This window comes from Legionella sp. JM-2024 (assembly GCF_055389095.1).
This window is the reverse complement of record NZ_AP039388.1, coordinates 2,132,398-2,145,899: the sequence shown is the minus strand read 5'-3', so window position 1 is coordinate 2,145,899 and position 13,502 is coordinate 2,132,398. Positions and strand designations below refer to the sequence as shown.

Here is a 13,502-nt window from a genome sequence, read left to right as displayed (position 1 = left end):
CCATTATTCCAGAACTATTTCTTGGGCTGGTGGTCTTAAATTGTAATGTGAGCTCATACAGTGGCCGTAGGCTCCAGTATTCGCTATTAATATAATATCACCTTCCCTGGTAACTGGTAATAATCGGTCATAACCTAAGGTGTCTCCTGATTCACAGATCGGTCCCACTATATGGGCAAATCCAGCTTTTTCTTCATGAAGTCGGGTTAAATTTACGATCTCATGATAAGCACCATATAATGAAGGTCTGATTAAAGAGTTCATTCCTGTTTCTATACCAATGAATTTTACTTTTCCTTTCTCTTTACATTGAGTGACCTTGGCAAGAATGACCCCACTTTCAGCAACAAAGAAACGACCAGGCTCAAGCCATATTTCTAATCCGGGATATTGAGATTTTACTGCCATTAATTGGGCATCTAACACAGCGAAGTCAATGGGGTGTTGGCCTGGCTTTTCCACTATACCTAGACCACCTCCTAAGTTAATCGAGCGTACTTTAGGAAATTGATCGGTTAATGAGGCTAACATCACTGCTGTTTGTTGCCATAAGTCTGTTGCGAGTATTCCGCTGCCTGAATGAGCATGTAAACCTATGACTTTCACGTGATTGGCCTTGGTGACAGACAGCACTTGTCCAATATCATTTTGTGTTATACCAAATTTGGATTCGTTACCGCCAGTAGAAACATGTTTATGATGACCAGCGCCAGTACCTGGATCTATCCGAACAATTACTTCACGATTTTTAAATAATTCAGGCCAATTTTCCAAGGGATACAAACTGTCAATGGTAACATAACAACCTGTATTAAGAGCAAATTCGTATTCAGATTTTGGAGCAAAATTGGGTGTAAATAAAATTCTTTCTTTTTTGATATTGGGAAATAATTTTAGTACCAGCTCCAACTCTTGGATAGAAACGCACTCAAAACCTACACCTTCTTTTTCCAGAGTTTTTAAAATGGATGGAAATGGATTGGCTTTGATCGCATAGAATAAATTATCAATTGATTCCAAGGCTGATAGTTGCTTTGCACGACTGGCTTGGGTTGGGCTATGGTAAACATAGCAAGGTGAGTGAATTGCGCTGGTAGTTAGCAATCGGTCTCTTTCAATTTCCCACCAGGGTGTTGGGCGAACATTGGGTTTTCCAAACTCTTCATGCCAACTTTTGGAGTAATAAAAGATTTGTGGATTACTTTCAATTAATAAATGGTGTAACCTCTGGCACAATTTATCGGCATGTGATTCGTCAACAACAAATGTCAAATTGAGATCATTTGACGCCAGAGACATCAAATACACCTGTTTCGCATCAAATACCTCCAGGGCCGGCCCAAGATGAGGTAACACTGTTCGGATATGGTGCCCTACCAAACTGACTGCACTACAAGGTTCTATGAGTTTCGCTCGTCCAAATTGGTTTAAATCTTCTAGTAAAGCATTAATGGCGGGCCTGTCATGTATTTTTGCATTGACATCTAATGATAGAGTGACATTAAACTCAGAAGAAGAAAGCAGGTCAACGGAGAAGCCATGTTTTTTAAAAGCGGCAAATACATCGGCCAGGAATCCTACTTGTTGCCACATGCTCAGTGTGTCTATCGAGATCAATAAAATACTGTGTTTAACCTGGATAGATTTTATTAAGGGTGCCGATTCATCAATGTCTTTGGTAATTAAAGTCCCAGAGTGTTCTGGCAGGTGAGTGTATTTGACGACCATGGGAATATTGGCTTTTCGAACAGGGGGTATGCAATTAGGGTGTAAGACTTTGGCACCCATTGATGCAATCTCTTGTGCTTCATCATAATTTAATTGCTTTAATAATCGAGCATGAGGTAGCTGATGAGGATTAGCCGTATAAATACCTGGGACGTCAGTCCATATTTCACAAGAAGAGGCTTGCAGTTTTCCGGCAAGTAGTGCTGCTGAAGTATCAGAACCTCCCCGGCCAAGTAAAACGGTTTCGCCATGAGGATTGGCAGCAAAAAAACCTTGAGTAATAATAGCTTGAGCCCCACTGGAAAGAAACTTTTCAACCAAGGCTGGATCGTATTCACTTTCGCAACGAGCAGAGAGGTAGTTCATCATTTCACTGCCCGGAGTAGGTATGCATGTTAACAGTTCTCTGGCATCGTACCACTTACTTTGAATCCCTTGCATTTCAAGAAATGCATGACCAAGCCGAGTCATCATCAGTTCACCCAAACTTAACACTTGAGCATGAGTTTTTGCAGGTGCTTGTTTGAGTAAAGCGATTCCGGTTAACCATTGTTGTAACTGATGCAAATCCATTGAAATTAATTCGTGACTCACTTCAAGTTGTTCGGCCAGACTGAGGTGGCTGTTGTGAATGTCACTGAAAATACTATGGTGCTCATCAAGAAGAGCTGCTTCTATGGCTTTTTCCAGTTTATTAGAAATTTGGGTGAGTGCAGAACAAACTATAATTGGTTGAACTCCACTATCCAGATGCTTTTGTGTAATAGCGGCAATATTATTCCATGTCGCTCTGGTTGAAACACTGGTACCGCCAAATTTGATGACCACTTGTTGCATGATTAGGGTTCCGCTCAAAATTAATACACATTAGCATGGACTAAAGTAGTTGTACAAGTGGATGTTTCTAATTTAAAAGAATTTTTCTCAGAGATCCGAGCCACACCATGGAGGGGATAAATCATTTATTTAAGAATAGATTGAAATTGAAACTTCTTCTATGTCCTAATTTACTACATAATCATTCTAATTGATTCATTATGAATAAAACTTTTATGACAATTGAATAAAATAGGAAATAATTTTTTTTAACCGTTTTAAATCGCTATAAATTCATTTATTATCATTTTTATCACCGTAATTGGGATGTAATTAAACTAAGGAGTGTGGAGTGAAAATTAGGCACAAACCCCTAAGAACGCTAGTGAGTACTGCTGTTATCGGAATGCTGGCTACAAGCACAGTAAACGCAGGCGGATTTTCTTTATATACTGAAAGTACCGGGTACACCGCTGGTAACTTTGCTGCGGGTGTGGCTGCTGAAGCAGCAGACGCCTCTACAGGTTGGTATAATCCAGCCGGTTTAACGCTAATTCGTGATCAGCAAGCCGTATTTTCAGGCGTTGGAGTGTTCCCAACTGCTAAATTAAGTGGAATTAGTACTTTTTCTACAATTAATCCTCCTCCTTTTCCGTCGTTTGTTTACACGGAAGTTTTTAATGATATAAATGGTGCTGAAGATGCGTTTGTACCTTCTTTTCACTATGCATTGCCATTGGGTGAAAATGCTACTTTTGGATTAAGTATTGTGTCGCCATTTGGCTTGTCGACTGATTGGGGACCTGACTCTCCTGTGCGTTATCAAGGAACTTATACCGAGTTAATTACTACTAACATCTCGCCTGAAATTGGTGGAAGACTATCTGATCATGTTGCTTTGGGAGCTGGCCTGGATTTGCAATACGCACGTGTTAAATTTAATCGTATGCTTGGTGCGCCTAATCTATTGGCTAATTTTCCGCCTTTTAATCCTATGCTGGCAGACTCACTGACTTATAATAAGGGACACTCCTTTGGAGTAGGTTATCATGTGGGTATTCTGGGTATGTTTAATGATAACCACACGCGCCTTGGTGCAAACTATCAATCAAACATGAGACATGAATTCCATGGTTATAGCCGTCTTACAGGTCCATTGGCAAGTCCTGGTAATATTTTTGCTCCACCTCCTTTTTTTCCAGCACCAGGGGTATTCAAGACAGATGATTTAATCAGCAATTCAATTGATTTGCCTGATGTTGTTACTGTCAGTGCCTATCATGATATGAATGATAAAATTGCATTGTTAGGCTCTTTAGTTTATACCGCTTGGAGTAGCTTTAAGACGATACAGCTTACCAATATTGCAGCTCCGACAATTAACCCACTTGGAACTGTTGCCCAAGTCAAAGCTATAAACGCCTCACCTCAAAATTATCATGATACATTACGCGTGGCTATTGGTGCTAATTATCATGTCAATGAGAAACTAATGCTTCGTGTTGGCGGTGGTTATGATCCAACTCCCACCAATGATATCGACAGGGACGTGCGTTTACCCGATGCAGATCGATGGGCCTTGTCTGCCGGTGCACATTACCAGGCCAGAAATAATATCGGTATTGATGTAGGATACACTCATTTATTTTCTGCAAGCGACTCTACTATCAATAGAACGGACGCATTTACCCCAGTAACCAGCTATAACGTAACAGCAACTGGGTCTGCAAGTGCTCACTTGGTTGGCTTACAAGTTGTTTGGAGTATTGATCAAGCACCTCCAGTACCCACCAAATAATATCCTTGTCTTGTCGGAAGCCACGTTATCCACGTGGCTTTTTTTTAGGTGTTTTAAAATGTAACTGTAATAGATGATATGACTTTTCCTATCTGGTTCTGAGATAATTAGTTGCCAAGATAAATTCTGAAGTTAGTTATGGATATGATTATGTAGGTTGTATCAAAGATCAACCTACATAACATACAAAAACAGGTAGTGATAGATGATTAATTTTTAGTAATTTCAGCTTCTCCAGGTCCAATTGCCCTTAGAGTATAGCCTTTAGCAGATAAAACTTTAGGGGTAATGTCGCCGGTGTCTAAATCCATTGTAACGTATCCAATATCTATTGGACTAGCGGTATTAGTTGCCATTTTAATTAAGGCAGGGCATTTGCCATTGGTGGTATTTCCGTAGCAAGCCAATCTCACTAAATTCCAATAAACTTGATTGGTGGAGTGGGCTTTTGTTGGGTAAGGAGAGGGGATGCTACCAGCGATGTAGGCATTGGATTCCTCGCCGGTTCTGTTATGTGTTGTTAAATAAGCTGGGGCTGCAAAAGCTGTTGCGGCACTGAGCCCAATTGCTAAGGCCGATAAACTCTTAAGCATTAAATTCATTGATTTCTCCTTCTAGATTATAGTTGATTGGGCAGGCCAATCTTTTTTACTATATGAGATTGTTTTATGTGAGGCAAGCCTTTATCTCGATATAGCTGTTTTGTAGTTCTGGATTTGATTCATTTGACTTAATTTGAATAAAGCTGAGAGTTCAACAGCTCAGCAACACTTTTAGCAAAATAAGAAATAATAAAATCTGCACCGGCACGTTTTATTGCAATAAGACTCTCAACCATTGCCTGTTCTTCATTAATTAGATTATTTTTTGCTGCATTTTTTATCATGGAGTATTCACCGCTCACTTGATAAGCACAAAGTGGTACCTCAGAGAAATGTTGTTTGAGTTTATAAATAATATCAAGATAAAAACCAGCTGGCTTGACCATTATCATATCAGCACCTTCTTCAAGATCCAATTTGGTTTCTCTTAAAGCTTCCTCGCTGTTTGCAGGATCCATTTGATAGGCTTTTCTATCACCGAACTGAGGTGCGCCCTGTGCTGCCTCTCTAAAAGGTCCATAAAGGCAGGAAGAATATTTTGCACTGTAACTTAGAATAGGGATTCCATGAAACCCAGAAGTATCTAGAGCTTGGCGAATTGCCAAAACCATCCCGTCAGTCATACCACTGGGAGCAACCCAGTCGGCACCTGCTTCAGCATGACTTACTGCTTGTTTACCCAGTAGCTCCAGGGTCGCGTCAGTATTAATCTGTGTGCCATCAAGAACCCCACAATGCCCATGATCAGTATATTCACAAAAGCAGAGATCGGTGATAATTAATAGTTCATTATTGACCGATTTAATTTTTTTGATGGCTCGCTGAATGATTCCATTACTATTAAATGATTCACTTCCACAAGCATCTTTTTGTTTGGGGATCCCGAATAAAAGTACTGCGGGAATACCTAATTTTGATAAAATTTCAATTTCTTCAGGAAGGCAATTGAGGCCAAGTTGAAATTGCCCAGGCATAGCGATAATTTCTTTTGGTTCCGTTAAATATTCACTAATAAACAATGGCGCAATCAATTGCTGTGTATGCAATCTGGTTTCTCTCACTAATGCTCTCGACATGGCGTTTTTTCTTAAACGAGATAATCTTAAAGGTAAATTATATTCATTCATTTATTACATCCTTAGAAAAATGGATTAAGATGTTATTTATCAATTTTTGTTTCTCTCTGTGAGGGAGTGCTTTTAGTATACAAAAGATCAACGCCATTACCCGAATCACTACTACTCACTTGGAGGCTTAAAAATTTATTGAGTATATATTTTAAGGTTAACACATTAGGATCAGCCTGGGATAAACCAACGTTGTAACTCAAATAAATTCGTTCTGAAAGAGATTTCCCAACTACAACACCAGTGGAGTCGCTAGTCTTATTAGTTTGTTGATTAAAGTTGGCTGTAGTTTGTACATTAAAATCGAATCCCAATTTTTGTTTTAATTGTTCTAACAATTGGGTTCCATTGGTTCCAGTACCTAGATTCATAGAAGAAATTGCTGTTAAAAGCAATTGACCTCCTGCTTTATTAGCTTGGCTGGCAGGGCGATCTAATACAAGAAAGGATAGAATATCTGCTTGAGACAGGGTCGGAGGGTTAGAAAATAATTGAATTTTTGGCGATTGTAATCTTCCAATAACCTCAACCCCAACGTTAACATTGCTGCCAATATTTGCAGTATTGTAATTATTAAAATCAAACAGTTGAGAGGATCCAGATAAATTTCCGAATGAATTGGATATTTTTTTTGAGGCTTTTAAATTAATCCCTGGATTATCCAATCTGCCGCCTGTAAAAATTAGTTGCCCTTGCTCAATGGATAAATCTTGGCCATAAGCTTTATATTCTCCCTTTTTTACGGTTAATTCACCATTTGCAGTAAGTGGACCTTGTGGTAATTGGTTGATAGTAACCAATCCAGCTAGACTAGCATGTAATCCTTTATAGGTCAGTTCCACCTTTTCTCCCATTTCAACTTGTATTGACATATTAGTATTAAAAATTGGAACAGAAGGTTGCGCATTATTACTTTTGAATACAATATCATTGGTGACCATAAGGCTATTGGTAAATGCTTGTGGTTTTATATGAGCATTAGGGATCAGGATGGACCCGGTGATATTGCATAGTGAGGGTGTGAAACGCACATTCAATTGTGGGGATATATTAACCTGGTATTCCTTACTATTCGCTATGGGGAAATTGGAACCCTCTATTGAAATGACTCCACCAGGTTCTTTGCTGAGAGCTCCCTGTCCTTTTAAGGTCAGTTTTTTGTCTGCTGCACGAATGGAGCCTGTTGCTTCCCACTGGTTCATTTTGCCAATAATTGATAATCCTATATCCGTTATGTTTAAACCTAAAACAGGGATATTCACAGAGCCTTTGTTTAAAGAAAATTTACTTTGAATTATTGGTTTTTTTAAAGTTCCTTTTGCTTGTATAGAGGCTTGAAGTTGTCCTTTGGGATTTATTAAATAAGGGCTGGCATTTTGCATAAAATCCAGGGAATTAAAAAGAACGGATAGTTCAGCATCCATAGTTTGATTAGTTATATCTTGCTTGAAAATAAACTTAGGGAATTTGAAATTAAAACGAACTTTTTTATGTGAATCCAGTGACAATATTCCATGTCCACTGAATTGTTTTTGAGAAAGGGACCCTTTTATGTTACCTCCATCGAATTGAATTGATGATAACAAACTGTTCTCTGCCATTTGATAATGGCCTGGATTAATAGTAATCGTAAAATTCGCTTTATTGTTATTTTGAATTTCGGCTTTCAAAGATAACTTTGTATATAATCCTTCTTGCTTTGATGAGAAGTCCAAGGGTTGGGATAAAGTAGCATCAATATCCCATTTCCAAGGTAATTTACCATGAATTGAGGTATTCATTTGCCAATTTTTCAGTTGGCCAACAGTGACTTTGGACTTTAAATTGATAGTGAGGTCGGGAAGTGTTCCCAAAATTTCAATCCTGCCCTGAGGACTTCTTAAATTTTGATCTTCGGTACCCCATTGCAAATCGTGCCATTTAATGACTTGCTTGATTTGTTTTAATTGTTGAATGGTACCACTTACTGATATATTACCAGGGCCTTTGAATTCTCCTATCCATTGAATTTGCTTTAGATCGCCGCCAAAATCCAAGTCCCCTGAAAGTATATTACTATTGTTAGCATCAGGATTTAAGCGAATTTTCCCTGAAAATAAATGATGAGATGAACTACTAACTTCTAATTGGCTAACAAAAATTTGATCCAAATAATGAAATTGAAGGGTATTGAACTTGATTAATTGCTGATTTAAATAACCGCTTAAATTGATTTTTGTTAGTGTATGTATGGCATTATCTTGATTTATTTCAACAGTTTCGGCAGTCATGTTATTAATGGGCAGTTGTTTGTGTAGTAATGAGATGAAATGCCAATTAACAGTTAAATTAGAAATTTTTATTCTGGTATGCCCATTTTGATATTCCATTTTGCCAATGAAAAATTGATCAAGTAAACGCCCTTTAAGATGATGAATTTTAAGAGTGCCAGGAAGATAAAAATGGCTTAATTTTATTACTGTATATAATCCTGGAGTGGTTGAAATAAAAAATGCAACCAAACTAACTAAGCAAATGAGAGTAATTAAACAGTAATAAAATCCTTTTTTTAAAAATTTTATTATCATAAGTCTGGCCCCATGCTGATAACCAATCTTGGATTGTGTCCCACTCTTTCTAAATGACTATTAACTGCTTGGGCTAGTCCAATTTTAATCGGTCCAATAGGAGAAACCCACATCAGTCCTCCACCAATATCATATTGAATATTTTTAACTGAAGGATTATAAACATCTCCGGCATCATAAAACCCGACAAGATACCAGTCTTTTTTGAATTCTTTTTGAACTTCAAGTCCACCATATGTGATAATTTTTCCAGGGCCAATCGAATTAAAGCTATAGGCCTTAAGATTGTCAGTTCCACCTAAGAGTAATGCCAGGGAAAGTGGCAATTGATTGATGTCATTTATTCCAGTTATACCTTGAATAGTATGTCCGTAGAGGCGTAAACGCAGAAAGTCTAATGTCAGGGCAGCTTTGGCATCCAGGGAAAGTTGCCCAAAGCTTAGATGAGAGAGAACAGCCTTATTAGCCCCAAGTGCACTAAAAGTAATATTATATCCAGAGGGGGAAAACAGGAGATTTTTGGTTTTACTAAAAGTGAGGTTTGCTTTGGGGTAGAGCAGGAATTGATCAGTATTAGGTTGTAGGGAATAATGAAAACTTTCATATAGGGTATTAAGAGACAGGGCTCTTTGGAATTGAGCTGTATTATGCAATTGACTAAGAGATAAGAGAGTGGCATTACTGTACCCTGCATTATAGTTTAAATTGGAAAAATTGCCGGTAAGAGCATATTGATCGGTAACAGGATTTTTTCCAGGGATTAAGTATTGAGCTTGTAATGCATTTTGTCTGAAGGAGCCTTGGGCTACAGCGTTAAATTTATGACCTTGACGATTGACCGGCGTCACATGGAGTGCTGCTTTTCCTCGCACACCAGTATCGGTTCCATAACCAAGACCAAATGAGTAAGAATACTTAGATACGGGTTGCAAATGAACTTTAACTGGTACTGTTTGTGCGTTCGTGATTTGGGGTTTTACCAGCACAGAACTAAAATAACCGCTATTTGATAATGAATCATTAAATTTCAGAACTTGATCTGTTGCATAAGGCTGCCCTGGCTGAAATGGTACGAATCGATGTAATAATTCAGGAGAAATATAGGTCGGATCAAATTGTAACTGACCAAAATAATATTGTGGTCCTGTATCATAAATTAATGTAATTCGGGCAGTTCTTTTCTGTTCATCAATCAAAATTTCAGCTTTTTTATATACGCCATGTAAATAACCCATGTTTTCGGCACTATTAATAATGTTTTGTTTCGCTTGCTCGTATTGATTAGAATACAAAGGGTCGCCAACCCGAAGTGGTAATTCTTTGAGTGTTTTTTGTAATAATGGATTTTGTGCTCCTTCCCCGCACAGTTCAATTTTAATAGATGCAATCCGGGTTTGAGGACCTAGTTTAATGTTTATTAGTATTTTTTGATTATTGATATGGTGAGTTCTTACCTCGGTATTAAAATATCCAAAAGGCTGAATTGCTTTATTAATTTGGCTTTGGAGTTCTGTCTGGTTAAAGGTATTAAGTGGTTTTATTTGCTTCAATTCATTCAAAAGCGTTTCTATATTGGTAAGAATTTTTCCTGATACACCATAAATTTCAAACGATGCTATTTTGTTGCTCTGAGCAAACAAGGGGAAACATGCAATAACAAGTAATAAATACGTCAGCTTTTTCATACAACAAAAATACTAATTTATATAACCCTCTGTTTCCATGCGTTTTAACTTATAAATCAAATCCAGGGCCTCTCTGGCTGTTAGTCTATCCGGATCTATTTTTTCTAATTCAGTTAAAATTGGGGAAACAGGTGGTTTTGTAATTTGAGTTTGGTTGATTGGTGTCTTTGTGTTTTGCATCCGATTTAAATGTTGGTGAGCTAATTTTAGTACTTCAGTGGGTATGCCAGCAAGTTCAGCTACCTCTAAGCCATAACTGCGATTTGCAGAACCTTCTTCAACACGATACAAGAAAACGATTTGGCCTGAGTCTAAAGAGGCTTGCAGATGTACATTGCGTATGCATGATAATTCTTGCTGCAGTTGAGTTAACTCGAGGTAATGAGTAGAAAATAAAGTATAGGCCTTAATTTTTGATGCCAGAAAAGCACAGCTTGCATAAGCCAAAGCCATACCATCGTAAGTACTGGTACCACGGCCAATTTCATCAATTAGCACAAGGCTATTACTAGTAGCCTGTCTTAATATCTGAGCCGTTTCAGTCATCTCAACCATAAACGTGGATCGTCCTGACGACAAATCATCACTGGCTCCAATACGAGTAAAAACTCGATCCAGTGGTCCTAATACGGCTTCACTGGCAGGTACAAAGCTGCCAATATGTGCCAACAGTACTATTAAGGCAGTTTGCCTCATATAAGTAGATTTACCTCCCATGTTAGGGCCAGTAATTAATAACATATTTTGATTTGGCTTAAGCTTCAGATCATTTGCTATGAATCTTTCTTGTAATAATGGTTCAATGACAGGATGTCGACCATCTTGTATCATAATGCCTGGTTCGATAACCAGTTTTGGGCAATTCCAATTTAGAATTTGGGCTCTCTCGGCAAAAGTTACCAATACGTCTAATTGAGCTAAAGATCTTGCAAGGTCTGATAATTTGGGTATGTATTGCTGAATTTCTTCGAGTAAATTGTCATATAACCATTTTTCACGAGCTAACGCTTTTGCTTGGGCAGAGAGCACCTTATCTTCAAAGAGTTTCAGTTCGGGAGTGATATAACGTTCTACATTTTTTAAGGTTTGTTTTCTTTGATAGTTAAGTGGTGCGTTTTCAGCCTGTGCTTTTGAGAGTTCGATATAAAAGCCCTGTACACTATTATAACCTAATTTCAGAGTGGATAATCCTGTACGGTTTTTTTCCTCTTGCTCTAGACTCGCTAATGTTTCTTGGGCATTGTTGCTCAAATTTCTCAACTCGTCCAACTCTTCATCGAAACCAGGTGCTATGACTCCACCATCACGTACCAACATAGGGGGATTATCTATAATCGCTGTTTCAAGCAATTGTTGAAGCGGGGGGAGTGGGCTAATTTGGTTTTTGATTTCCCCAATCAGGAATGTTTTATTTTTTTGTAATACGTTATTAATTTCAGGAAGTAGCATTAAAGTTTGCAGTAATGAAATCAAATCCCGTGGTCGTGCCGATTTTAAGGCGACACGTGATACAATACGCTCAACATCCGCGCATTGTTTGATTAGCTGATGAAGAGCAACGTCCTGTTGAAAAGAAATAATTTCTTTAATGGCTTGTTGTCTTGTTTGAATGATTTGATGTTGTTTTAAAGGTCTTCCAAGCCAGCGTTTGAGTAAACGACTTCCCATAGCGCAGGCAGTTTTATCCAACACAGAAAGTAAACAATGTTCAGCTCCACCTTGCAGATTCTCAAAAAGTTCCAGATGTTTTTGAGTTGACGCATCCAATTGCAGATAATCCTCAGATTGCTCCAGAGTAAGCGAAGTAAGATGAGGCAGCGATTGTTTTTGGGTGGTTTTTAAATAGCCTAACAAAGCACCCGCAGCAACCAGAGCTGTTGGGTAGTCCTGTTCGCCAAATGCACTGAGATTCGTTACAGCAAATTGTTCGCACAATAGTTTATGTGCAGAATTTGTAGTAAATTCCCATCCTGGTCTGAATTTCACAGGAAAATGGGAGCATAGCGAAGAGAGCCTGGAGGATTCTTGTAAGAGTATTTCTGCTGGTTGCAAACGGACTAATTCTGCATTTAACTGATGTTCTTCTGATAATTCTTGTAAATGAAACCGGCCACCACTTAAATCAACCCATGCAATACCAATTTTCTGTTTTTGGTAATGAATAGCGAATAAAATATTATCTTTACGGGCATCCATTAGCGTTTCGTCAGTCACTGTACCAGGTGTAATAATACGTGTGACCTGTCTTTCTACAGGACCTTTACTGGTAGAAGGATCGCCAATTTGCTCACATATTGCTACAGATTCTCCTTTTTTTAATAATCTTGCCAAATAGTTTTCTACTGCATGATGAGGTACACCAGCCATAGGAATTGGTTTGTCTGCAGATTGTCCTCTATGAGTCAAAGTGAGATCCAATAGCTGCGATGCTCGTTTGGCATCGTCAAAGAATAACTCATAAAAATCACCCATGCGGTAAAACAAAAGCATGTCTGGATAGTCTGATTTGATGCGCAAATACTGTTGCATCATGGGGGTGTGAGAGGTAGCCATAGCGCTTGGTTAAAGTAAAATTGCTCAATTTTAACAAAAGCACGGCGGGAAGTCAGTAAAGTTTATTTTGAGTTTTGGACATTAGACTTTTTCGGAAACTCTATTGCTTGATGATTGCTAAGGATCTTTTTGTTAACCTTAAAAAAAACTTTGGAATTTGTAATATCACCAGGATAATTTTGTACTATTTGCAAAAAAACAGAAGTTATCTAAATAACAAAGCGTCATTTTTGCCATTTAATTTGACATAGTGTTGTGAAATATAAATTTATTTTTTAAGTACTGAAGATAAGTTCTTCACTTAATGAGAATATTTGCTAAAATTAATGTGATATTACAAAAAATAAATAGGGAGAGAGATGATGAATCGTTTAGCTATGATTGCTGCAGCAAGTTGTTTCGCATTATTTTTAACTGGTTGTGGTGAAGGTTCTAAACCAGTGGATACAAATCAACAACAGCAACAATCCACTGATCAGCAACAACCCACTGATCAGCAACAACAAAACACTACTACGACTCAACCTTCTTCTGAAGGACAAAGTCAATAAGATTGATTCGAGTTTATTTATATTGAGTTCTCAAGAAAACCCCATATTAGCTTTATGGGGTTTTTTATAGGTGAA

At 38.0% G+C, this 13,502-nt stretch carries 8 protein-coding genes; 2 read left to right on the top strand and 6 right to left on the bottom strand.

Annotated elements, in window-relative coordinates:
- Window positions 1–3: 3 nt before the first annotated feature.
- Complete coding sequence (locus ACZ5EK_RS09475; protein ID WP_464429270.1) at window positions 4–2,565, bottom strand: bifunctional aspartate kinase/diaminopimelate decarboxylase; 2,562 nt, start codon at window positions 2,563–2,565, stop codon at window positions 4–6.
- 331 nt (window positions 2,566–2,896) lie between these two features.
- Between ACZ5EK_RS09475 and ACZ5EK_RS09470 the strand changes: the two genes are divergently transcribed.
- Complete coding sequence (locus ACZ5EK_RS09470; protein ID WP_464429269.1) at window positions 2,897–4,342, top strand: OmpP1/FadL family transporter; 1,446 nt, start codon at window positions 2,897–2,899, stop codon at window positions 4,340–4,342.
- Between the two features lie 209 nt (window positions 4,343–4,551).
- Here the strand turns inward: ACZ5EK_RS09470 and ACZ5EK_RS09465 are convergent, their stop codons facing one another.
- The 5 genes from ACZ5EK_RS09465 to mutS all read right to left on the bottom strand — a co-directional run bounded on the left by ACZ5EK_RS09465 (window position 4,552) and on the right by mutS (window position 12,876).
- Entirely contained in the window at window positions 4,552–4,944 is a 393-nt protein-coding gene (locus tag ACZ5EK_RS09465; RefSeq protein ID WP_464424097.1) for a hypothetical protein, read from the bottom strand.
- 128 nt (window positions 4,945–5,072) lie between these two features.
- The gene (gene hemB / locus ACZ5EK_RS09460; RefSeq protein WP_464429268.1) at window positions 5,073–6,071 is read right to left on the bottom strand and encodes a porphobilinogen synthase; all 999 of its coding nucleotides are present in this window, start codon (window positions 6,069–6,071) and stop codon (window positions 5,073–5,075) included.
- Window positions 6,072–6,103: 32 nt separating this feature from the next.
- On the bottom strand, window positions 6,104–8,638 hold the full coding sequence (locus ACZ5EK_RS09455; protein WP_464429267.1) for a translocation/assembly module TamB domain-containing protein: 2,535 nt from the start codon (window positions 8,636–8,638) through the stop codon (window positions 6,104–6,106).
- Entirely contained in the window at window positions 8,635–10,323 is a 1,689-nt protein-coding gene (locus ACZ5EK_RS09450) for an autotransporter assembly complex protein TamA (protein WP_464429266.1), read from the bottom strand. Before ACZ5EK_RS09450 ends, ACZ5EK_RS09455 begins: the two co-directional genes overlap by 4 nt.
- A 12-nt stretch (window positions 10,324–10,335) precedes the next feature.
- Window positions 10,336–12,876, bottom strand: a complete 2,541-nt coding sequence (gene mutS, locus ACZ5EK_RS09445; protein WP_464429265.1) for a DNA mismatch repair protein MutS — start codon at window positions 12,874–12,876, stop codon at window positions 10,336–10,338.
- A gap of 359 nt (window positions 12,877–13,235) precedes the next feature.
- Here mutS and ACZ5EK_RS09440 point away from each other — a divergent pair, with 359 nt between their 5' ends.
- Window positions 13,236–13,427, top strand: coding sequence for a hypothetical protein (locus ACZ5EK_RS09440; RefSeq protein ID WP_464429264.1), 192 nt, complete (start codon window positions 13,236–13,238; stop codon window positions 13,425–13,427).
- Window positions 13,428–13,502 lie beyond the last annotated feature (75 nt).

What these genes read in the sequence shown, in the direction of transcription:
- ACZ5EK_RS09455 (WP_464429267.1), bottom strand. Translation starts at nt 8,638, where the DNA reads ATGATAATAAAATTTTTAAAAAAAGGATTTTATTACTGTTTAATTACT.
- ACZ5EK_RS09475 (WP_464429270.1), bottom strand. Translation starts at nt 2,565, where the DNA reads ATGCAACAAGTGGTCATCAAATTTGGCGGTACCAGTGTTTCAACCAGA.
- ACZ5EK_RS09450 (WP_464429266.1), bottom strand. Translation starts at nt 10,323, where the DNA reads ATGAAAAAGCTGACGTATTTATTACTTGTTATTGCATGTTTCCCCTTG.
- hemB (WP_464429268.1), bottom strand. Translation starts at nt 6,071, where the DNA reads ATGAATGAATATAATTTACCTTTAAGATTATCTCGTTTAAGAAAAAAC.
- ACZ5EK_RS09440 (WP_464429264.1), top strand. Translation starts at nt 13,236, where the DNA reads ATGATGAATCGTTTAGCTATGATTGCTGCAGCAAGTTGTTTCGCATTA.
- ACZ5EK_RS09465 (WP_464424097.1), bottom strand. Translation starts at nt 4,944, where the DNA reads ATGAATTTAATGCTTAAGAGTTTATCGGCCTTAGCAATTGGGCTCAGT.
- mutS (WP_464429265.1), bottom strand. Translation starts at nt 12,876, where the DNA reads ATGGCTACCTCTCACACCCCCATGATGCAACAGTATTTGCGCATCAAA.